The organism is Mesorhizobium sp. RCAM 05099 (genome assembly GCF_059683685.1).
Window position 1 is genome coordinate 6721851 of sequence record NZ_CM185035.1, and the last position, 22272, is coordinate 6744122.

Annotated in this window: 15 protein-coding genes; 7 read left to right on the plus strand and 8 right to left on the minus strand. The window is 64.1% G+C overall.

The window, feature by feature from the left end:
• Positions 1-15: 15 nt before the first annotated feature.
• From AC56QQ_RS33325 to AC56QQ_RS33335, 3 genes are all read right to left on the minus strand, one after another.
• Complete coding sequence (locus AC56QQ_RS33325; RefSeq protein WP_497124821.1) at positions 16-1188, minus strand: acyl-CoA dehydrogenase family protein; 1173 nt, start codon at positions 1186-1188, stop codon at positions 16-18.
• Positions 1189-1238: 50 nt separating this feature from the next.
• Positions 1239-3029 (minus strand): acyl-CoA dehydrogenase, encoded by a 1791-nt coding sequence (locus AC56QQ_RS33330; protein ID WP_497124822.1) that lies wholly within the window; start codon positions 3027-3029, stop codon positions 1239-1241.
• Between the two features lie 299 nt (positions 3030-3328).
• Entirely contained in the window at positions 3329-3787 is a 459-nt protein-coding gene (locus tag AC56QQ_RS33335; protein ID WP_256749318.1) for a MerR family transcriptional regulator, read from the minus strand.
• A 454-nt stretch (positions 3788-4241) separates the two neighbouring features.
• On the opposite strand from AC56QQ_RS33335, the gene AC56QQ_RS33340 reads away from it, so the two are divergent.
• From AC56QQ_RS33340 to AC56QQ_RS33355, 4 genes are all read left to right on the plus strand, one after another.
• Complete coding sequence (locus tag AC56QQ_RS33340) at positions 4242-8288, plus strand: peptidoglycan-binding protein (protein WP_497124824.1); 4047 nt, start codon at positions 4242-4244, stop codon at positions 8286-8288.
• Positions 8289-8480: 192 nt separating this feature from the next.
• Positions 8481-9404, plus strand: a complete 924-nt coding sequence (locus AC56QQ_RS33345; RefSeq protein ID WP_497124825.1) for a sulfite exporter TauE/SafE family protein — start codon at positions 8481-8483, stop codon at positions 9402-9404.
• Positions 9404-10198: a TIGR02186 family protein gene (locus AC56QQ_RS33350; RefSeq protein ID WP_497124826.1), complete on the plus strand. Its 795-nt coding sequence runs from the start codon at positions 9404-9406 to the stop codon at positions 10196-10198. Before AC56QQ_RS33345 ends, AC56QQ_RS33350 begins: the two co-directional genes overlap by 1 nt.
• Before the next feature lie 160 nt (positions 10199-10358).
• Positions 10359-11615, plus strand: a complete 1257-nt coding sequence (locus AC56QQ_RS33355; RefSeq protein WP_497124827.1) for an Hsp70 family protein — start codon at positions 10359-10361, stop codon at positions 11613-11615.
• 9 nt (positions 11616-11624) lie between these two features.
• Here AC56QQ_RS33355 and AC56QQ_RS33360 read toward each other — a convergent pair whose 3' ends face one another.
• Entirely contained in the window at positions 11625-12521 is an 897-nt protein-coding gene (locus AC56QQ_RS33360) for a LysR substrate-binding domain-containing protein (RefSeq protein WP_489859322.1), read from the minus strand.
• Between the two features lie 278 nt (positions 12522-12799).
• Here AC56QQ_RS33360 and AC56QQ_RS33365 point away from each other — a divergent pair, with 278 nt between their 5' ends.
• From AC56QQ_RS33365 to AC56QQ_RS33375, 3 genes are read left to right on the plus strand one after another with little or no spacing between them, the layout of a single operon-like run.
• Complete coding sequence (locus AC56QQ_RS33365) at positions 12800-15730, plus strand: molybdopterin oxidoreductase family protein (protein ID WP_497124829.1); 2931 nt, start codon at positions 12800-12802, stop codon at positions 15728-15730.
• A complete protein-coding gene (locus tag AC56QQ_RS33370; protein WP_497124830.1) occupies positions 15727-16461 on the plus strand; it encodes a 4Fe-4S dicluster domain-containing protein in 735 nt (244 codons plus the stop codon). Before AC56QQ_RS33365 ends, AC56QQ_RS33370 begins: the two co-directional genes overlap by 4 nt.
• A 5-nt stretch (positions 16462-16466) precedes the next feature.
• Complete coding sequence (locus AC56QQ_RS33375; RefSeq protein ID WP_497124831.1) at positions 16467-17402, plus strand: dimethyl sulfoxide reductase anchor subunit family protein; 936 nt, start codon at positions 16467-16469, stop codon at positions 17400-17402.
• 7 nt (positions 17403-17409) lie between these two features.
• On the opposite strand, the gene pdeM is transcribed toward AC56QQ_RS33375, so the two are convergent.
• The 4 genes from pdeM to AC56QQ_RS33395 all read right to left on the minus strand — a co-directional run bounded on the left by pdeM (position 17410) and on the right by AC56QQ_RS33395 (position 22210).
• Positions 17410-18126 carry a ligase-associated DNA damage response endonuclease PdeM gene (gene pdeM, locus AC56QQ_RS33380; RefSeq protein WP_497124832.1) on the minus strand — a complete coding sequence of 239 codons (717 nt, stop codon included), beginning with the start codon at positions 18124-18126 and terminating at the stop codon, positions 17410-17412.
• Positions 18123-20657, minus strand: a complete 2535-nt coding sequence (locus AC56QQ_RS33385; RefSeq protein WP_497124833.1) for a ligase-associated DNA damage response DEXH box helicase — start codon at positions 20655-20657, stop codon at positions 18123-18125. Before AC56QQ_RS33385 ends, pdeM begins: the two co-directional genes overlap by 4 nt.
• Positions 20658-20924: 267 nt before the next feature.
• A complete protein-coding gene (locus AC56QQ_RS33390) occupies positions 20925-21785 on the minus strand; it encodes a C40 family peptidase (RefSeq protein ID WP_497124835.1) in 861 nt (286 codons plus the stop codon).
• 74 nt (positions 21786-21859) lie between these two features.
• Positions 21860-22210, minus strand: a complete 351-nt coding sequence (locus AC56QQ_RS33395; protein ID WP_057143123.1) for a MarR family winged helix-turn-helix transcriptional regulator — start codon at positions 22208-22210, stop codon at positions 21860-21862.
• Between the last annotated feature and the right edge of the window lie 62 nt (positions 22211-22272).

The window sequence follows — 22272 nt, forward strand, 5'->3', positions numbered from 1 at the left end:
TGCCTGATGTCGCTCTCAGAGAGAGCGGCCGATCAGCAATTTCATGATCTCGTTGGTGCCGCCGTAGATGCGCTGGACGCGGGCGTCGCGGAACATGCGGGCGATCGGATATTCATTCATGTAGCCATAGCCGCCATGCAATTGAAGGCACTCATCGACGACTTTTCCCTGCAGGTCGCTGAGCCAGTATTTCGCCATCGACGCCGTCACCGGATCGAGGCCGCCGGCGATGTGGCGGGTGACGCAATCATTGTAGAAGACGCGGCCGATGGTGGCCTCGGTCTTCAGCTCGGCCAGCTTGAACTGGGTGTTCTGGAAATCGATGATCGCCTTGCCGAAGGCCTTGCGGTCCTTGACGTAGTCGATGGTCAGCGCCAGCGCCCGCTCGATCATGGCGATGGCACCGGTGCCGATCTGCAGCCGCTCCTGCGGCAATTGCTGCATCAGTTGGACGAAGCCTTGTCCCTCCTCGTGGCCGAGCAGGTTGGAGGTCGGCACACGCACATCATTGAAGAACAGCTCCGATGTGTCGTTGGCCTTCAGCCCGATCTTGTCGAGGTTGCGGCCGCGCTCAAAGCCTTCCACCTCATCGGTCTCGACGACGATCAGCGAGGTGCCCTTGGCGCCCTTCTCCGGATCGGTCTTGGTGACGACGATGATGAAATTGGCCAACTGGCCGTTGGTGATGAAGGTCTTGGAGCCGTTGATCTTGTACTGGTTGCCATCCTTCTGCGCCCGCGTCTTGACGCCCTGCAGGTCGGAGCCGGCGCCGGGCTCGGTCATGGCGATGGCGCCGATCAGTTCGCCGGTGGCCAGCTTCGGCAACCACTTCTTCTTCTGCTCTTCCGAACCATAATGAAGAACGTAGGGCGCAACGATCGAGTTGTGCAGGCCGATGCCGAAACCATCGACACCGACATGGCCGATGGCCTCGATGATGGCGCTCTCATGGGCGAAGGTGCCGCCCGAGCCGCCATATTCCTCCGGCATCGAAGCGCAGAGCAGACCGGCCGCACCAGCCTTCAACCAGCTCTCGCGGTCGACCATCTCATTCTTCTCGAATTCGTCGTAGCGCGGCGCGATCTCTTCCGACATGAAGCGATGCGCCATGTCGTAGAGCATACCGACCTCGTCCGCCGCCCAGGCGGGCTTCGGCAAAGAGAGCACTTCGGCGGGATTTGTCGCCACGATTTCCTCCGCGTATCGACAGACAGGGCCGGCGGCGCCGGCGGGCGAGCTTAGAACGCTTCCGCCGGCAGAGCCATCAACGTATCAGCGCCGCTCGAAATGCGGGCGAGGTGCGCCGAGGTCTCCGGCATGATCCGCTCCATGAAGAAGCGGGCCGTTACGACCTTGTTGTCGTAGAAGGACTGGGAACCGTTGGCGCCCGTCTTGCCAAGTGCCGCCTTGGCCATCTGCGCCCACATGTAACCCAGCGCGACAAGGCCGAAGAGATGCATGTAGTCGGTCGAGGCGGCGCCTGCATTGTCGGGCTTGGCCATACCGTTCTGCAACAGCCACATGGTCGCCGCCTGCAGGTCGTTGAGACCCTTCTTCAGTGCCTTGGTGAAGGACGCCATCTTCTCGTCGGAGCGGTTTTCCTCGCAGAACTCACCGACCTCCTTGAAGAAGGCCTGCACGGCGCGACCGCCATTCAAACCGAGCTTGCGGCCGACAAGGTCGAGCGCCTGGATGCCATTGGCGCCTTCATAGATCATGGCAATGCGGGCATCGCGCACGAACTGGCTCATGCCATGCTCTTCGATGTAACCGTGACCGCCGAACACCTGCTGCGCCATCACGGCGTGGTCAAAACCCTTGTCGGTGAGCACGCCCTTGACCACCGGCGTCATGAGGCCGGTGTAGTCGTCGGCGGCCTGGCGATCCTTGTCGTCGCCGGAGCGGTGGGCGATGTCGGACTTGATGGCGGTCCACAGCGCCAGCGCGCGGCCAGCCTCGTTGAAGGCCTTCATGGTCATCAGGCTGCGGCGGATATCGGGATGGACGATGATCGGGTCGGCCTTCTTGTCCGGCGCCTTGGCCCCCGACAGCGATCGACCCTGCAAACGGTCCTTGGCGTAGGCGACGGCATTCTGGTAGGCGATCTCCGACAGCGACAGCCCCTGCAGGCCGACACCGAGACGCGCCTCGTTCATCATCGTGAACATCGCCTTCAGGCCGCCATTGGCCTCGCCGAGCAGCGTGCCTTCGGCCTCGTCATAGTTCATGACGCAGGTCGAATTGCCGTGAATGCCCATCTTCTCCTCGATCGAGCCGCAAGAGACGGTGTTTCTCTTGCCCGGATTGCCCGATGCGTCGAGCATGAGCTTCGGCACGATGAACAACGAAATGCCCTTGACGCCTTCCGGCGCGCCCTCGATGCGGGCCAGCACGAGATGGACGATGTTGTCGGACATGTCGTGCTCGCCGGCCGAGATGAAGATCTTCTGGCCTGAAATCTTGTAGGTGCCATCGCCGTTCGGCACCGCCTTGGTGCGCAGCAGGCCGAGATCGGTGCCGCAATGCGGCTCGGTCAGGTTCATGGTGCCGGTCCAGGCACCCTCGACCATCCTCGGCAACCATTTGGCCTTCTGCTCGTCGGTACCGTGGGTGATGATCGCCGCGATCGCGCCCTGAGTCAGGCCGGGATACATCATCAGCGACATGTTGGCCGAGACCATGTATTCGGCAACCGCCGTATGCACGGCATAGGGCAGGCCCTGACCGCCGAACTCGACAGGTGCCGCCAGCCCCATCCAGCCACCTTCGCGATACTGGTCGAAGGCCTCCTTGAAACCTTTCGGCGTCGTCACCCAACCATCGTCGTGACGGACGCAGCCTTCCATGTCGCCGACACGGTTGAGCGGATGCATGACGTTTTCGGCGAGCTTGGCGCCTTCGGCGAGGATCGCCTCCAGCACGTCGGGCGTGGCGTCGGAAAATCCGGGAAGGTTCGAATAGCGCTGGTAGCCCAGCACCTCGTTGAGCACGAACAGCGTATCCTGGACCGGAGCCCTGTATGTCGGCATGCTTTTCCTCCACCCTGCAAACCTGATCCGACCCCCCGAAATCAAGCCAGGGCGGCATGCGGACCTGTGTTGGGGCCGGGATAGCAAAAATTGACGTTTGCGTAAACGTCAATTTTTTCGATGCGACAAGATTTCCCGCCCCTGCGCGCAAGGAGCCTAGCGGCGCAGCATCGCACAAGCCAGCGCGAAACAACCCGAAGGGCCGCACATCGGGCAGGCGCGGACGACGAAAAGCCGCGCGGCGGAGCCACGCGGCTTTGATGGTCAGGAGTCCGACGGCGTCGGAATCAGCAGATGGCCTAGCTTGCCGCGCTCGCCTGCGGCACCGAACGCTCGGCCAGCATCTGGCGTACTGCCGACATCGAGCCGCTCAGCTCGTTGATGGCGTCGTCGATCAGCGCCCGCTGCTTCTGCAGGCGGGCAAGCTGCTTTTCCGACTTGTCCAACGCAAGCCGCAGTTGCTTGGTGTTGGAACCGGTCGGATCGTAGAGGTCCATCATCTGCTTGACGTCGCGCAGCGAGAACCCGACCTTGCGGCCAAGCAGGATCAGCTTCAGCCGCGCCTTGTCGCGACGCGTGTAGAGACGGGTCGACCCGTCGCGCTGCGGGTTGAGCAGGCCCTTGTCTTCGTAGAAACGCAGCGTGCGCAGCGTTACTCCGTATTTCTTGGCCATCTCGCCGATGCGGACAAGGTCCTCGCCGGCTTCAACAGACATATTGGTATTGGCCGCGGTCTCGCCGGCCGAGATAAGCTTCATGGTCACTGGCTTTCCCCGTCTGATGGCGTCGCGGCCCTGGACCGTGCGTCGCCTGACTGGAAGCGGGGGCGTGCTCCCAGTCGTGGTTTCAACAAACAAATCGCAAACAGCACGCTCAATGCGCCTTTTACGTTTACGTCAATTCTATACCGATAGCCGCCTCATGACGCAAGGGCGTTCTGCGAGCGGAGCTTTATGCCGCACCGTCAGGCCGGCAGCCAACATCCTTGCAATTTCTTAAGTTTGGTTAACGCGTTGTTTACCACGTTGGGCGAAATGTGGGCGCGTCGGCTACCCGTGTTTATCCTGTATCGAATTTTTCACGGTTTTTCGGAGCGCGGGTGAGAACCCGGGAAGCTTGTCTTCCACCGCGGCAAAGCGCCCGGTCGCCTCGTTCCGACAGGGACTGGGGGAGTTGGCTACAAGCCAGCCATTCTGAAAGACGGACGCACAGATGAACAGCAAGCGGTCCTATCTCGATACACTCAACGCCGGCAGGCAGCGCAGGCCTCAGACAACGCTCGAGCAGTTGAACCGCTCGCTGGAGACGCTGGAACAGCGGCTGGAGCGAACCCGCGAGGATCCGATGGGTCGTCCCGATCCGCGCCAATATGGCGACGACGCCCGCCATCCCGCCGCCCGGCCCGGCAGCCAGCAGCGCTGGTACGAGGACCCGCAGCCGGCGCCGCGCCCGCAGAGCCCGATGCAGCCCGCCGCCGCTTTCGAACAGAATTACCAGGCCATTGCGCGCGACATCGATCGCGTGCGCGGACAGGAAGACGGCGTCGCCATGGTCGGCAAGATCGCCGGCGAATTGCGCGGCATGCGCGAGGAACTGCGCCACCAGATGACCGCCGGGCTGCAGCGTGAATTCGAAGCGCTGCGCAAGGACATAGAACGGGCCTTCCTGTCGAACGCGACGCCGGGCGGCTCGTCGGATGCCCTGGCCAAGGGCAGCGCCGAACTCGGCCTTGAGTTCGAGAGGCTATCCGGCGCCATCCAGACGCTGGCCGAGAAGAGCGACGACAGAAGCGTCAACATGCTGCGGCTCGAACTCGAGCAGGTCAAGGCGGCGCTCGACACGCTGGCGCGCGAGGAGAGCGTGCAGAAAGTCGATCGCCGCTGGGACGATTTCGATCGCCGCTGGACGGCCTTCGAGGATCGCGTCGATGCCGACCAGCGCAAGCGCTCGGACGACCCCGGCCTGTCGATGCTGACCGACCGGCTGGAGCAGATCAGCAACGCCGTCAACAATCTGCCGGAATCGCTGTCGCTGCGCTCGCTCGAGGACAAGGTACGCACGCTTGCCGGCGCCGTCGACCACTTCGCCAGCCAGCAGGACAATCGCGGCAGCGACACGCTTGGCATGATCGATGAGCGGCTGGACGAGATTTCCCGCGCCATCGTTGCATCGACCGTCGCGGCGCAGGCCAATTCATTCGACCATGAGGCTTTCGAGCGCATCGAGAAGCGGATCGACTCGCTTGCCGTACAGATCGAGGAAGTGGCGCAGGATCGCCCCGGCAACGCGGTCATGGACCGCCTGAACACGCTGTCGAGCCGGGTCGACGAGCTCGCCGGTCGCGCCAACCTGCCCGAGCAAGCGATAGAGCGCCTGGCCAAGCAGATCGCACTCATCGCAGACAAGATCGACCAGGCGCCTGCCATGCCTGACGCCGACTATATCTTCCATGGGCTGGAGCAGCGCTTCGACGTGCTATCCGGCATGATGGAACGCCGCCAGGGTGACGCCATCGAACAGGGCAACATGCTGTTCCGCGATCTGGAGCGCCGGCTGGACGAAGTTGCCGACAGGCTGGACGAGCGCATGCCGCAAGTCGACAGCGCCGGCATCATGGACGCCATCGACGCCCGCTTCACCGCTCTGGCCCAGCGCATCGAAACGCGTGTTCCCGATCCTGCCGGTGAAGCAGCGATCCGCGGCCTGGAAAGCCGGCTCGAAGACATTTCAAGCCGGCTGGACGCGTCCGCCGCGCAAGTGGCCGGCATCGATCCAGCGTTGATCCGAAGCCTGGAGGCGCAGGTCGCCGGTCTGTCCGCCCATCTTTCCAAGCCCAGCACGCCGCTGCCGGAATTCGAGGACATCAGCCCGCGCCTCGACGAAATCGAAAAGTCGCTGGCCGGAACCCGCGATTCCATTCTCGACGCGGCGCGCGAAGCGGCTGAGAACGCGGTGCAATCGCTGGCCGGTTCGAGCGCCAACACGACGGCCGTTTCCGGCCTCGCTCAGGACCTGAAGACGCTCGAAGCGCTGACGCGGCGCTCGGACGAGCGCAATTCGAGAACGTTCGAGGCGATCCACGACACGCTGCTCAAGATCGTCGACAGGCTTGGCTCGCTGGAACCCGGCGAGCCGGTCGAGGCGGTGAGCGAACTCCTCGACGCGCGACCGGAAGAGCCGGCCGGCAGGCGCCGCGCGCGGCAGTCCAAGATCGCCGTCGATGCACCGTCGATGGACATCGACGAGCCAATGCCGTTGACCGGAGACATGGCCGATCTCGATGGCCGTGTCGCCGCCATCATGCGCAACGAACCGGTTTCGCGCGACGACCTGGGTACGCGTGGCGACCTGGGTAGGCGTAGCGACCTGGGTCCGCGTGGCGACCTGGTCACGCGCACGCCGGCCGAGGCCGCCGCTGCAGCGGCCATGGCAGCCCTTGGTTCCGACACGATCGCCGACAGTGGCGAGCCGACTGGTCGCCGCAAATCGATGTTCGGCGGGCTGGCGCGCGCATTCAGGGGCAGGAAGGAGGCGGACATTCCGCCGCTGGCCGGCTCGGCGCCGAGCGCTCCGATCCCAAGTGTCGACCTCGACGAGCCCCTCGATCCGAAGATGGCCAACCGGCCGCTGGAGCCCGGCTCTGGCGCACCGGACCTCAATGCCATCATGAAGCGCGTGCGTGACGAGCGCGGCCAACCGGCCAAGCCCAGCGACACCGATGCCGCCAAATCGGATTTCATCGCCGCGGCGCGGCGCGCGGCGCAGGCCGCCGCCGCCGAGGCCGATGCCCTGAAACGTCAGTCGACGATGACCGGACCGGTCAAGGCGCTGCGGATCGGTGACCTGCTCAAGACGCGGCGCAAGCCGATCCTGATGGGGTCAACCGCGATCCTGCTGGCGCTTGCCGGCCTGCAACTGGGCAAGGCTTTCTTCGCCGATCCCGCGCAAGTGGCGAGCAACGACGCCGCACCGATCGCGGCTTCCCAACCGGTGCAAACCGCCTCACTCGACACCGCAAGCCAGCCGAAGGAGGATGCGCGGCCCCCGGCACTGGAAACCGCGCCGGCCCATGTCGTCAGGCAGGCCGCGCCGTCCGAACCGGCAACCAAGGACGACATGGCGACGCAAGCCACGATGGCAACGCCGCCGGGCGTCGAGCCGTCGATGGATGCGGCACCGACAGCCGAGCCCGTTCCCGCGCCTGTTGCTCCGGCTATGCCCGCCGATGCCGGCGCGGCGGCGTCCGGCACGGCAGCCTCGGCTGCTACGGCCCCGGTCGCCGCGCCGACCGCGGAGGCAACCGATGCCGACACCGGCACCCAGCCGATCGCGACTGCGCCAGCCACGGACACCACAGGCGCGGTTCCGCCAGCGGACGCTTCGCCGGCGACGGCCGCGGCCAAGATCGACATTCCCGCCAACGCCGGCCCGGCCGCCTTGCGTGACGCAGCCGCCAATGGCGATGCCAAGGCGCTGTTCGAGATCGGCTCGCGCTATGCCGAGTCGCGTGGCGTCAAGGAAGACATGGCGGCGGCCGCCAAGTGGTATGAGAAGGCGGCGGAACTCGGCTTCGCGCCGGCCGAATACCGCATCGGCAATTTCTACGAAAAGGGCATCGGCGTCGCCCGCGACATCAAGAAAGCCAAGACCTGGTACCAGCTTGCCGCCGAGCAAGGCAACGCCAGCGCCATGCACAATCTGGCCGTGCTGTTCGCCATGGCGGCGGACGGCGTGACCGACAATGAGTCGGCCGCGCACTGGTTCCAGGCGGCCGCCGACGTCGGCGTCAAGGACAGCCAGTTCAATCTCGGTATCCTCGCCGCCAAGGGCGTCGGCATGAAGCAGAACCTCGAGGAATCCTACAAATGGTTCGCTCTCGTCGCCAAGACAGGCGACAAGGATGCGGCGGCCAAGCGCGACGAGATCGCCAACGCGCTGCGGCCCGAGCAACTCGAACGCGCCCGCGCCGCGGCCGAACTGTGGAAGGCCAAGCCGCTGGATCCGGCGTCCAATTCCGCGGACATTCCTGAATCCTGGCAGAAGGACACGCCGCAGACGACCGCCAGCATCGACATGACGAAGGCCATCCAGAACATCCAGCGCATTCTCAACAAGAACGGCTACGATGCCGGCGGCGCCGACGGCAAGATGGGCCAGAAGACGAAGACCGCGATCATGGCTTTCCAGACCGACAACAAGATGCCGGCGACCGGCACGATCGATGAAAAACTGGTCAAGGCCCTGCTGGCGCGCAAATAACGGCGGATGCGTCGCTTCCACGACGCCCTTGCCACATATTTGCCTGTTAACTGATTGAGATGTTTTTTGTTTCGGCGGTGCGGCGTGGTTTGACTTCGTAGCACCTCCGGCGCAAGAACAAATTGGCTTGTCGGGGCAAGATGCCCGCAACGGTTGCATTCGCCGGCAGGCAGAACTGATCGAGACAGACGGGTGGGCATCTATCTCCCGATCGCGGAAATTTCCGTCAACGTCTTCGTGCTGCTGGCCATGGGTGCGGCAGTGGGTTTCCTGTCGGGCATGTTCGGCGTCGGCGGCGGCTTCCTCATCACGCCGCTGCTGATCTTCTACAACATACCCCCGGCGATCGCGGTCGCCACCGGCGCCAACCAGGTCATCGCCTCCTCCTTCTCCGGCGTGCTTTCGCACATGAAGCGAGGGACGCTCGACTTCAAGCTCGGCGGCGTGTTGCTGGCCGGCGGCATCGTCGGCTCAACCGGCGGTATCTACGTCTTCGCTTTCCTGCGCAGTCTCGGCCAGCTCGATCTGTTCATCTCGCTGCTTTACGTCGTGCTGCTCGGCACCGTCGGCGGGCTGATGCTGGTCGAAAGCGTCAACGCGTTGCGCGCCACGCGCAGTGGCGCGGCACCGGTGCTGAAGAAATCCGGCCAGCACAACTGGATCCACCGCCTGCCGCTGAAGATGCGGTTCAGGGCCTCTAAACTGTTCGTCAGCGTCATCCCGGTGCTTGGTCTGGGAGCCGGCATCGGCTTCCTGTCATCGATCATGGGCGTCGGCGGCGGCTTCATCATGGTGCCGGCGCTGATCTATCTACTGAAAGTGCCGACCAACGTCGTCATCGGCACCTCGCTGTTCCAGATCATCTTCACCTCCGCCTACACGACGTTGGTCCACGCCACCACCAACCAGACGGTTGATGTCGTGCTGGCTTTCCTGTTGATGGCGGGCGGCGTCGCCGGCGCGCAATATGGCGCCAAGGCCGGCCAGAGGCTGCGGGGCGAGCAGCTCAGGGCGTTGCTGGCGCTGCTTGTGCTGGCGGTGGCGATCCGGCTTGCCATCGATCTCTTCGTCACCCCGCCCAATCTCTATTCGCTGTCCGGCGTGGGCCTTAACTGATGCCGGCACCGAAAGCGATCGCAACCGCCACATTCCTGTCGTTGCTTGCCGCTGCCGTGCCGGCGAAGGCGCAGACGCCTTTGCCAACGGAAGGCATCCAGATCGGGCTCTCCACCGACAATGTGTCGATCACCGCCGGCTTTTCCGGCGCAGACCTGACGATCTTCGGATCACTGGAAAACCCCGATCCGCTCGTTGCCCGTCAGGGCCGCTACGATGTCATCGTCGTGCTCGAAGGCCCGCCGCGAACGGTGGTGGTGCGTCGCAAGGACCGGGTGCTCGGCGTCTGGGTCAATCTGGACTCCGAGACCTTCGAGAACGTGCCGATGTCCTATTCGGTGGCGACGACGCGGCCGCTGCAGGACATTACCGAACCGAACAGCTACAAGCAGCTGTCGCTCGGCGCCTCCAACCTCTACATGCAGCCCGCCGATGCCGGCGGCAGTCCGGCGACCATCGGGGAATTCACCGCGGCACTACGCGAACGCAAATCCGCGACCGGCCTCTACAGCGAGAATGTCGGCGGCGTGCAATTCCTGTCGCAGAACCTGTTTCGCGCCACCGTCAGGCTGGCGCCGAATGTTCCGGTCGGCACCCACAAGGCGCGTGCCTTCCTGTTCAAGAGCGGCCTGTTCATCAAGGAAAGCTCGGCTCAGCTCGAAATCCGCAAATCCGGTTTCGAACAATCGATCTTCCGCGTCGCCCACGACTATTCCTTCCTCTATGGCGTCTTCGCTGTATCGCTGGCCATGATAACGGGCTGGCTCGGAAGGCTGGTCTTCCGAAAAGACTAGATTCTCGCCGCCGAAAGGGGTTTCCCTTTCCCGGGCCATGCGATAGACCGCCGCCTCCCGGCACGATTTCAGTTCGGCAGGATGGTTCGGTCACCCCGGACAACGGCGCGCATGCGAAGACGCCGATCCGCTGCCCCAAGGACAATGACAGGACGTTGCGATGCGACCAGCATTCGGCGGTATCGACTTCGGCACTTCGAATTCCACCGTGGGCGTGGTCCGCAACGGGCAGCCTCGCCTTGTTGCTCTGGAAGATGGCCAGGTCACGTTGCCAAGTGCCGTCTTCTTCAACTTCGAGGACAACCGCACCTGTTTTGGCCGCAACGCCATCGCCAACTACACCGACAGCGTCGAAGGCCGCCTGATGCGCTCGTTGAAGAGCGTGCTCGGCAGTTCGCTCGCGCACGAAAAGACACGCATCAAGGCGCGCTCGATCGGCTTCATGGAGATCATCGGCCTGTTCCTCGGCCATCTCAGGAAGAAGCTGGAGGAAGACGCCGGCGATGTGGTCGAGACCGTGGTGCTCGGCCGCCCGGTACAGTTCGTCGACGACGATGCCGAAGCCGACGCGAATGCCCAGGGCGAACTCGAGAAGGCGGCGCACGCCCAGGGCTTCAAGCATATCGCTTTCCAGTTCGAGCCGATCGCGGCGGCGCTCGACTATGAGCAGAAAGTGACGCGCGAGGAACTGGCGCTGATCATCGATATGGGCGGCGGCACCTCGGACTTCTCGATCGTGCGCGTTTCACCGGAACGCTCCCGCTCGCCCGACCGCAAGGACGACATCCTGGCCAGCCGGGGCATCCATATCGGCGGCACCGATTTCGACCGGCTGCTGAGCATCGCCCATGTGATGCCGCAGCTCGGCTACCTGACCCCGACCAAGGACGGCAAGCGCAATCTGCCGGCCAGCTACTTCATCGATCTCGCGACCTGGCAGCGCATCAACCTGGTCTACACCGCCAAGGCGATGACGCATCTGCGCCAGATCCGCTACGAGGCCGAGCGCGCCGACTTGGTCGACCGCTTCATCCACATCGTCGAGCACCGCTACGGACACGCGCTTGCGGCATTGGTCGAAAAAGCCAAGATAGAACTGACCGACAGATCATCCGCCGAGGTCGCGGTGAAGCTGCCGGGCGTGGAGTTCGCCGCCGACATCACGCGCGCAGGGCTGGAAGCCACGATTGCCAGGGATATCGAGCGGGTCACCGCGACGGTCGGGCAGACCATCCGCGATGCCGAGATCAAGCCGTCCGACATCACCGCGGTGTTCCTGACCGGCGGATCGACCGCGATCCCGCTGGCAAGACGGGAGATCCTGTCGCTGGTGCCGCGGGCTTCCGTCATCGAAGGCGACATGTTCGGCTCGGTCGGGCTTGGCCTGGCTCTGGATGCCCAGCGGAAGTTCGGCTGACCCCGTTCGTCAGGTTGTTCCGACGGTTTCGGCGCCGAGATGCGCCTTGAGCGCCATCTGCGCCAGGCTTGCCTGGCGATCGCGGTGGGTGATCATGGCGAAGTCGCGTTTCGGCAAATCGAGCGGCACGGCTCTGAGACTGCCCTCGGCGACGGCGCGCGCGACGACGAGTTCCGAAATGATGGTGGCGCCGGCGCCCGCCTCGACCGCCTGGCGAACCGCCTCGTTGCTCGGCAGCACCAGGAATATCCTGAGATCGGTGAGCGAAATCCCCTCGCGGCGCGCCAGATCCTCCAGCACCTCGCGCGTGCCTGAACCACCCTCACGGATGATCCAGCGCAGTCCCCTGATATCAGGACGACCGGGCGACAGTTCGGCGATCTCCGGATGCGAGCTGGCGACGACCAGCATCAGCCTGTCGACGTCGACCTTGGTGCGGCGCAGGATGTCGGATTCCGTGCGCCCCTCGACCAGGCCGAGATCCGCGGCGCCATCGAGGACATTCGCCTCGACCTGTCTGGTGTTGCCGATGGTGACGCTCAGCCGGACCGCAGGATAGGCTTCGTGGAAGGACGCCAGCCGGCGCGGCAGCCAGTAGCTGGCGATGGTCTGGCTGGCGGCGATCGAAAGGCTGCCGGTGACCGTCTGCGAAACATGTTCCAGCACGTTGCGCGCGGCGGCGGCTCGTTCGAGCACGGCCTTGGCCTCAGGCAGGAACCGGTGTCCGGTCTGGGCAAGCTCGATGTTGCGGCCGACCCGGTTGAACAGGTGGACGCCGTGTTGTTCCTCAAGCGCGCGTATGGCCGCCGATGCCGCCGACTGGGAAATGCCCAGCAGCTCCGCCGCCTTGGTCATGTGGCCGCGCTCGGCGACGGCGACGAAGATGCGTAACTGGTCCAGGGTCATGGGTGTATTAAGAACCAATATCGATTGAATTTACAAGAACAACTGATTAGACGGATCGATAGCTTTATTCTACGTTTTCGAGTGAAGTTAGAAAAAATTCGCCAGCGGATCGCAGAGAATAAAATGATCGGGCGGTTCAGATCCTTGTTTGCGCATTGGACCCGGGGCATCCGGCGACGGCTGGCCGGCGATCGCTATCACCCGGAAGAGCATTACATGCGTGGCCCCGGGCCGAAGACGCGGGCCAAGTCCGCCGGCCGCGCGGGCACCACCGGATCATGATGCAAGGACCGTCGCGCGGCGCGAATTCGGCACCATCGCAGCGCCCGCTTGCCGACACGCGCGCGCCCGACGAAGGCGACGGCGTCGACACCTCGCCAGATATCTCGGACCACATCGCCAAGACGACCTGCTACATGTGCGCCTGCCGCTGCGGCATCGATGTGCACATCAAGGACGGCAAGGTCCGCTACATCAACGGCAACAAGGACCATCCGGTCAATCGCGGCGTGATCTGCGGCAAGGGCAGTTCCGGTATCATGCAGCATTACAGCCCGGCCCGGCTGAAGAAGCCGCTGCTACGCACCGGGCCGCGCGGCTCGGGCGAGTTCCGCGAGATCGAGTGGGAGGAAGCGTTTTCGATAGCGACGGAACGACTCTCCGCCATCCGCCGGACCGACCCGAAGAAGCTCGCCTTCTTCACCGGGCGCGACCAGTCGCAATCCTTGACCGGCTGGTGGGCGAGCCAGTTCGGCACACCGAACTTCGCCGCCCATGGCGGCTTCTGTTCGGTGAACATGGCGGCAGGCGGCCTCTATACGATCGGCGGTTCGTTCTGGGAGTTCGGCGAGCCCGACTGGGACAACACCCGATATTTCATGCTGTTCGGCGTCGCCGAGGATCATGATTCCAACCCGATCAAGATCGGCTTGGGCAAGCTCAAGGCGCGCGGCGCCAAGGTGGTGTCGATCAACCCGTGCCGCACCGGCTATAACGCCATTGCCGACGACTGGATCGGCATCCGCCCCGGCACCGACGGCCTGTTCGTGTTCGCGCTCATCCATGAACTGCTGAAGGCCGGGCGCGTCGATCTCGATTATCTGCTCCGCTACACCAACGCCCATGTCCTCGTCGTGCAGGAGCCGGGTGCGGCCGATGACGGGCTGTTCGTGCGAGACGCCGATGGCAATCCGCTGACCTGGGACAGGGTGGCGAAGACGCCTGTCGGCGCCACCGATGCCGGCGCCAAGTCGGCGCTGACCGGTAGTTTCACCGTCGATGGCCGCCGTTGCACGCCAGTGTTCCAGCTTATTGCCGACCGTTACCTCGATGAGAGCTATGCACCTGATGCGGTCGCCGAGCGTTGCGGTATTCCGGCCGATACGATCCGCAGGATCGCCGCCGAACTTGCCCACGTCGCCTTCGAACAGACGATCGAACTGCCGGTGGCGTGGACCGACTGGGCCGGGCGCCGGCACGAGACGATCAGGGGACGGCCTGTTTCGATGCACGCCATGCGCGGCATCTCCGCTCACTCAAACGGTTTTCATACTTGCCGCGCCATCCATCTGCTTCAGGTGCTCCTCGGCACGGTGGATGTCCCCGGCGGCTTCCGCTTCAAGCCGCCCTACCCCAGATCGGCGCCGCCGGGTCCAAAGCCTTCGGGCAAGACCGTCAAGCCGATGACGCCGCTCGACGGCATGCCGCTCGGTTTTGTCTGCGGGCCGCAAGACCTGCTGGTCGATGAGGCCGGCACGCCGACCCGTATCGACAAGGCCTATTCGTGGGACGCGCCGCTGGCGGCACATGGGCTGATGCACACCGTCATCCGCAATGCCTGGGCCGGCGATCCCTACAGGATCGACACGCTCATAATGTACATGTCGAACATGGCGTGGAATTCCTCGATGAACACCGTCGAGACCATCACGATGCTGACCGACAGCGATGACGCCGGCAACTACAAGATCCCCTTCATCATCTATTCCGACGCCTATTATTCCGAGACCGTACCATTTGCCGACCTGGTGCTGCCGGACACAACCTATCTCGAGCGCCACGACTGCATCAGCCTGCTCGACCGGCCGATCAGCCATGCCGACGGACCTGGCGACGCCATCCGCCATCCCGTCGTCGAGCCGGACCGCGACGTCCGGCCGTTCCAGTCGGTGCTGATCGAGCTCGGCGCCCGGCTCGGCCTGCCCGGTTTCGTCGATGAGGACGGCTCGGCCAAATATCGCGACTATGCCGACTACATCGTCAACCATGAGCGGACGCCCGGCATCGGCCCGCTTGCGGGTTGGCGCGGCAAGGATGGGGCCGCGGTCGGCAAGGGCGAGGCCAATCCGGACCAGTTGCAGCGCTACATCGACAATGGCGGCTTCTGGCATCACGATCTCGCGGACGACCAGCGCTACTACAAGATGGCCAACCGCTCCTATCTCGACTTCGCCGAGAGCATGGGCTTCATCCCCAAGGCGGAGCCGATCGTCTTCCAACTCTATTCCGAGCCGTTGCAGCGCTTCCGCCTGGCTGCGCGCGGCCATGGTCGCGTGCTGCCGCCACAGGGCGATCGCCAGCGCATCGAGACCTACATGGACCCGCTGCCGTTCTGGTACACGCCCTTCGAGGAAGCGGTCATCGATCTCGAGAAATATCCCCTGCACGCGCTGACGCAGCGGCCGATGCACATGTATCACTCCTGGGGCTCGCAGAATGCGTGGCTGCGGCAGATCACCAGCCAGAACCGGCTGTTCGTGCACCACCGGACCGCTGCCGGCCTCGGCCTGGTCGATGACGACTGGGTGTGGATCGAAAGCATCAACGGCAGAGTGAAGGGGCAGATCAAGCTGGTCGACGGGGTGAACGAAAGCACGGTCTGGACCTGGAATGCGATCGGCAAAAGACGCGGCAGCTGGGGGCTGAAGGACGATGCGGCCGAATCCAATCGCGGCTTCCTGCTCAATCACATCATCGGCGACCAGACCTCGGCCGATGCCAACGGCAAGCGCTATTCAAATTCCGATCCTGTCACCGGCCAGGCGGCATGGTTCGATCTGCGGGTGCGCATCGTCAAATGCGCGGCGGAAGAGGCTGGCTTCACCGAGCCGCAATTCGAGCGCTTCCAGCAACCGCCGCATTTCGAGCCTTCGCCGGACACGCTCCGTTTCGGCGCCGAGTTCCGCAAGGCAAGGGAGGTAGCCGAATGACCTGTCTGCCAAGTCAAAGCGGCAAGAAGCTCGGCCTCGTCATCGACCTCGACACCTGCGTTGGCTGCCAGGCCTGCGTCACCGCTTGCAAGGAATGGAACACCGGCGGCCACATGGCGCCGCTCACCGACATCGACCCCTATGGCGGCCATGTCGACGGCGTCTGGTTCAACCGCGTGCACAGCTATGAGCACACCACCGAGATGGGCGGGCGCACGGTCAATTTCCCGCGTTCCTGTCTGCATTGCGAGACGCCGGCCTGCGTCACAGTCTGCCCGACCGGCGCCTCCTACAAGCGGGCCTCGGACGGCATCGTGCTGATCGACGAGGACAAATGCATCGGCTGCAAATTGTGCAGCTGGGCCTGCCCCTATGGGGCACGCGAATTCGACACCGATGTCGGGGTGATGAAGAAGTGCACGCTGTGCGTCGACCGCATCTACAATGACAATCTGGCCGAGGAAGACCGCGTGCCGGCCTGCGTCGCCGCCTGCCCGACCAGCGCAAGGCATTTCGGCGATCTCGGCGATCCCCTGTCGGCCGTCTCGCAACTGGTGGCGGAGCGCGGTGGCGTCGACCTGATGCCGGAGCTCGGCTATCGGCCGACCAACAAATATTTGCCGCCGCGCGCCCGTACCACGCGCGCCGCATCGGTGCCCGCTCCGGCGCTGGAGTCGGTGCGGGCCGAAGGCGGCTTTCTCGGCTGGGTCGACCGCATGCTTTCGAACTGAAACCCATGCATCCAGCCTTCTCCGTCGTCTTCTTCACCACCGCCACCGGCGCCGGCTACGGCCTGCTGGCGCTGCTGGGCGTGCTCGGCGGGTTCCAGATTATCCCTGCCGATTTCTGGCTGGGCTTCATCGGCATGGGGTTGGCGCTCGGTCTGATCGCGGCCGGGCTGCTGTCATCCACCGGCCATCTCGGCCGGCCAGAGCGCGCCTGGCGGGCGTTTTCGCAGTGGCGCAGTTCATGGCTGTCGCGCGAAGGCGTCGCCTCGGTCGCCACCTTCGTGCCGGCAGGACTGTTCGGCATGGGCTGGGTGCTGCTCGGCCACACGGGCGGCTGGGTGACCATTGCCGGCTCGCTGGCAGCCGTTGGCGCGGTCGTCACAGTCTGCACCACCGGCATGATCTACGCGTCGCTGAGGCCGATCGCCCAGTGGCACAGCCGCTTCACTCTGCCGGCCTATCTCATCTTCTCGGCAATGACCGGCAGCGTGCTCCTGAACGCGCTGCTGCAAGGTTTTGCTCTCGGTTCGAAAATGCTTCTGGCGGCTTCGATGCTGCTCACCTTGCTCGGCTGGGGCTGGAAACTGGCGACATGGCGATACAACGACGCGCTGGAGATCCCAACCACCGCCAACACCGCGACCGGACTGGTGGGCGGCACGGTGCGCTCGCTGGAATGGCCGCATACCGAGGAAAACTACCTGCTCAAGGAAATGGGTTTTCGCATCGCGCGCAAGCACAGCGCGCGGCTGCGCCAGATCACGCAGGTTCTGGCCTTCGCCTTGCCCGTCCTGCTGCTCGCCGCCACATTGGTCTTGCCGTGGCCCTTCGCGGCCGTCCTTTCGGTTCTTGCCGCGATCGCTCAGCTCGCCGGCATGCTGGTCGAACGCTGGCTGTTCTTCGCCGAAGCGAAGCACACTGTCATGCTCTACTACGGCAGGTAGCGCCGTTTCAGCCGGGCCGCAGCATCGAGCGGGAGATGGCGAAGATGCGGTCGGTGCCGAGCATATAGGCCATCAGCGTGTCCAGGCGGAACAGCCCGGCATAGGCGCGGTCGAGCACGTTGAGCGAGCCGGTATAGGCCCCGAAGGCCGGCATGATCATGCGGCCGCCGTCACCGGCAAAGCAGCGCCGCCGCACCGAACGGCCACGCTGCACGATGCGGGCGCAGGGGTGCAGATGGCCCGATATTTCGCCCTCTACGCGCACCTTCGATGGCTCGTGCCGGAACAGCAGCGAGCCGATGGCGAGTTCGCGCACCGTCTCACCAGGCAGGTCGGCGGGCGCTTCCGGATCGTGATTGCCGGTGACCCAGAACCAGTCGCGGCCAGCCATCAGCGCTTCCAGCCATTCGCGGAAGCTTGAATGCATGCGCTCGGCGCCACCGCCATCGTGAAAGCTGTCGCCCAGGCTGATGACGATCGATGGCTGGTAGTCGGCGATAACGGCCTGCAATCTGAGCAAGGTCGCGCCGGTGTCGTAGGGCGGGATCAGCGCACCGCGTCGTGCCAGCGACGAGCCCTTTTCCAGATGCAGGTCCGATACCGCCAGCAGCCTGAACTCGGGAAAATAGAGCACGCCGCGCGGGTCGCAGACCGCGCGTTCGCCGGCGATGCCGACAAGGTCGGCCTCGGCAATCAGCGATGCGCGCGCCAGCGAAAAATTCATTCCTCGATCATCCCCGGTCCCATGGCTTCCTCGACCAGCGTCGCCGCATCCATCAGCAGCGTTTCATCGGCTTCGCCGTTCACCGGCATCTTGCCGATCTCGAGCATGATCGGCACGGCAAGTGGCGATATCTGTTCGAGATTCTTATGCATGATTCGACCCTGGATGCGCGAGAGCATGTCGCCCAGTCTGCTGACATCGAGCAGACCGGTCGCCGCATCGGCGCGTGTCGCCTGAAGCAGGATGTGGTCCGGCTCATGGCTGCGCAGCACATCGTAGATCAGGTCGGTCGACACAGTGACCTGACGGCCGCTTTTCTCCTGGCCCGGGTGACGTTTTTCGATCAGGCCCGAGATCAGCGCACAATTGCGGAAGGTGCGCTTGAGAAGCCAGCTGTCCGCCAGCCAGGCTTCGAGGTCATCGCCCAGCATATCCTGGTCGAAAAGCGCGCTGAGCGAAGGTTTCCCGGCTTTGAACATCGCGCCCATGTCGCCCAGTGACCATATGGCCAGTGCATAGTCGGTGGCGACAAAGCCGAGCGGCCTGGCTCCCGCCCGGTCGAGACGGCGTGTGAGCAACATGCCGAGCGTCTGATGGGCCAGCCTCCCCTCGAACGGATAGGCCACCAGATAATGGCGGTTGCCGCGCGGAAAGGTCTCGATCAGCAGGTCATCGCGCTTGGGCAGCACCGATTTGTCGGCCTGAAACCGCAGCCAATCGGCCACCTGTTCCGGCAGCTTCTTCCAGCGCTGCGGGTCGTCCAGCATGATACGGACCTGCTCGGCGAGGTAGGTCGAAAGCGGGAATTTGCCACCACCATAGTAAGGCACCTTGGCGTCGCTGCCGGGCGCGTTCGACACGAAGCACTCGTTCTCGCGGATGCCCTCGAAACGCAAGATCTTGCCGGCGAACATGAAAGTGTCGCCATGCGTCAAGGTTTCCAGGAAGGCCTCCTCGATCTTGCCGAGGACCCTGCCGCCGCGTGAAGTCGCGCCCTTGCTGCCGGCCTGGACGTAACGCACGTTGAGCGCCGGCACCTCGATGATGGTGCCGACATTCAGTCTGTATTGCTGGGCAACGCGCGGGTTGGACACCCGCCACAACCCGTCCTTGTTCAACCGGATACGGGCATAGCGCTCGTAGTTCTTCAGCGCATAGCCCCCGGTGGCGACGAAATCGATGACGCGGTCGAAGGTCGGCCGATCAAGACTGGCATAGGGTGCCGCCGTTCGCACTTCCTCGAACAGATCGTCGGCGCGGAACGGCGCTCCGCAGGCGCAGCCCAGGACATGTTGCGCCAGCACATCGAGGCCGCCATTGACGAGTGGCGGCGTATCCTGTGCGCCCAGATAATTGGCATCGAGCGCTGCCCGGCATTCCAGCACCTCGAAACGGTTGGCCGGGATGAGGATCGCCTTGGACGGTTCATCCATGCGGTGGTTGGCGCGGCCGATGCGCTGCGCCAGCCGGCTCGCCCCCTTCGGTGCGCCGACATGGACGACGAGATCGACATCCCCCCAGTCGATGCCGAGGTCGAGCGTCGATGTGGCGACTATGGCGCGCAGCGCGTTCTCGCCCATCGCCTTTTCGACCCGCCGACGCTGAGCGACGTCGAGCGAGCCGTGATGCAGCGCGATCGGCAAGGTGTCCTCGTTGACCCGCCACAACTCCTGGAACAGCAACTCCGCCTGGCTGCGGGTGTTGACGAACAGCAGGGTCGTCTTGTGGCGCTTGATTTCGCGGTAGATTTCCGGCGTGGCGTAGCGGGCCGAATGTCCTGCCCACGGCACGCGTTCTTCCGAATCGAGGATGGAGATTTCGGGCTTCGCACCGCCAGTGACGACGATCAGTTCGGCCATGTCGCCCGGTGGATTCTGGCCGACCAGCCAGCGCCGCAACTCGTCCGGTTCAGCCACTGTCGCCGACAGCCCGATCGTCTGCAGGCCGGGGACAAAGCTGCGCAGCCGCGCCAGCCCAAGCGCCAGCAGATGCCCGCGTTTCGACGTCACCAGCGAATGCAATTCGTCGAGCACGACATAGCGCAGGTCTTCGAAGAAGCGCCCGGCATCGCCTGCCGCAATCAACAGCGCCAATTGCTCGGGCGTGGTGAGCAGGATGTCGGGCGGCGCCAGCTTCTGCCGCTGGCGCTTGTGGGAAGGCGTGTCGCCGGTGCGCGTCTCGACAGTGACGGGCAGACCGATCTCTTCCACCGGCTTGCCGAGATTGCGCTCGATGTCGACGGCCAGCGCCTTGAGCGGTGAGATATAGAGCGTGTGGATGCCGCGGTGCGCCTGGCCCGGTTTTCGCCTTGGCCGATTGGCCAGTTCGGTCAGCGAAGGCAGGAAGCCGGCCAGCGTCTTGCCGGCGCCGGTCGGCGCGATCAGCAACACCGATTGCCCGCCTTGAGCCCTCGCCAGCAACTCGATCTGGTGGGCGCGCGGCGACCAGCCCTTTTCACCGAACCATTTGATGAATGGTTCGGGCAGGGTCACGGTGGCACTCTGTTGGGCAAGGCGCGGCTGCTCTGTCACGTGCCAGAGGTAGCGCGACGGCGGTCAATCGCCAAGAAGAATCGGAACAAAAGGGGATCGTTCTTTCCCTTCCCCCCTTGTGGGGGAAGGTGGATTGGCGCGTTAGCGCCAAGACGGATGAGGGGTGTTGGAAGAAATGAGGCGTGTAAAAATGCAAGGATTCCCATCACTTACATCTTTGGGCAAGCGATCTGTCCAGCACCCCTCATCCGACCGAGCTTCGCTCGGCCACCTTCTCCCACAGGGGGAGAAGGACAGGCTCGCGCCCTACGGCCGCCGAAACCCGGTCGGGCCGCCATAGAGGTAGCCGATGCGGGCGACGGCGTCCTTCAGCCCCTCGCGTGACACCAGCATGGTGTGGCCGTTGGCGTGGATCATGGTGTCGGCGTCGGTCATGACGGCAACATGGCCTTTCCAGAACACCAGGTCGCCGCGGCGCAGCCCCGAGAAATCAGGGCCCGGCTCGAACGGCTCGCCGAGTGTCGCCGCCTGCATGTCGGAATCGCGCAGCACGTTTTTACCGGCCATCCGCATCGCCAGTTGCACGAGGCCCGAACAATCGATGCCGAAGCCGGAAGTGCCACCCCAGAGATAGGGCGTGCCGACAAACATCTCGGCCACCGAAACATAGTCGGCGGCCACATCACCGAGCGGCCTCGAATGGCCTGCGATGATCGCCTCGCCGGAAGACAGAACGGCATAGTGCGTGCCGCGTGTTTCGGCAGACCCCGTCACCGTTACAGTCGATCCCATCGATAGCTGTCCCGCGATCGGGAAGCGCAGGTCCGGACCTGGATAGAGAAAGGTGCGCGGCGCCGATACGATGTGAGTGGGTGCATGGTCCCGTCCGCCCAGCATGGTGTCGGCGACATAGCCGACATAGCCATCGCGCTCGGCCTGAACCCAGGCCCAGCCCTCGGAGACCTCGAAGACGAGGACATCGTCGCCGAACAGGAGTTGCGTGTTGACGCCGGCATCCGGTCGCGGCGCCTTGCGCATATCGGCCACGGATGCGGTGATCCGCGCCGGGCGACCGGCGACAAAGCGGTCGGCGACGACCTCGCCCTTCAGCCGTGCATCGGCAAGATCGGAACGGAAGGCGTGAAGGCGTGCATCCCTGGCGGTCAAATCGGCAACTCTGCTTTATTTTGTTTGCGCATGATCTTGTCCGAAAACCGGTTCCCACTTTTCGGGATCATGCTTTAAATCGGCAGTTCGTGGGCTTTGGCGATGATACCATCGCCAAAGCGCTCGACAAAGAGCGCGCCCTCGACCGTGCGCCTGATCAGAACATTGCGCTTGTCGAGCTCGTCGCGATGGCGCGACACCAGTTTCAATGCACCCATCGTATCAAGCGCGCGGGTGATCACCGGCTTGGTGACATTGAGGCGAGCGGCGAGCCCGCGCACCGTGTGTGGCGGCGGATCGAGATAGATGGTGAACAGGATCGCCGTCTGACGCATGGTCAGATCGGGCGCGTCCTCGCGCACCTGCGACAGCATCACTTGCTGCCACAGTCGCAAGGCCTGGCTCGGGCGCATCGCAATCGACATCCGGCCAGCATGACGACAAATTGTTTCGGTTCCGTTTCAGTCACGAACCTTCTTGTTGAAGC

Excerpts from the sequence above, each read along its gene's own strand:
- AC56QQ_RS33330 (WP_497124822.1), bottom strand. The coding sequence starts at position 3,029 with ATGCCGACATACAGGGCTCCGGTCCAGGATACGCTGTTCGTGCTCAAC.
- AC56QQ_RS33395 (WP_057143123.1), bottom strand. The coding sequence starts at position 22,210 with ATGTCGATTGCGATGCGCCCGAGCCAGGCCTTGCGACTGTGGCAGCAA.
- AC56QQ_RS33340 (WP_497124824.1), top strand. The coding sequence starts at position 4,242 with ATGAACAGCAAGCGGTCCTATCTCGATACACTCAACGCCGGCAGGCAG.
- AC56QQ_RS33370 (WP_497124830.1), top strand. The coding sequence starts at position 15,727 with ATGACCTGTCTGCCAAGTCAAAGCGGCAAGAAGCTCGGCCTCGTCATC.
- AC56QQ_RS33375 (WP_497124831.1), top strand. The coding sequence starts at position 16,467 with ATGCATCCAGCCTTCTCCGTCGTCTTCTTCACCACCGCCACCGGCGCC.
- pdeM (WP_497124832.1), bottom strand. The coding sequence starts at position 18,126 with ATGAATTTTTCGCTGGCGCGCGCATCGCTGATTGCCGAGGCCGACCTT.
- AC56QQ_RS33365 (WP_497124829.1), top strand. The coding sequence starts at position 12,800 with ATGATGCAAGGACCGTCGCGCGGCGCGAATTCGGCACCATCGCAGCGC.
- AC56QQ_RS33355 (WP_497124827.1), top strand. The coding sequence starts at position 10,359 with ATGCGACCAGCATTCGGCGGTATCGACTTCGGCACTTCGAATTCCACC.
- AC56QQ_RS33360 (WP_489859322.1), bottom strand. The coding sequence starts at position 12,521 with ATGACCCTGGACCAGTTACGCATCTTCGTCGCCGTCGCCGAGCGCGGC.
- AC56QQ_RS33335 (WP_256749318.1), bottom strand. The coding sequence starts at position 3,787 with ATGAAGCTTATCTCGGCCGGCGAGACCGCGGCCAATACCAATATGTCT.
- AC56QQ_RS33350 (WP_497124826.1), top strand. The coding sequence starts at position 9,404 with ATGCCGGCACCGAAAGCGATCGCAACCGCCACATTCCTGTCGTTGCTT.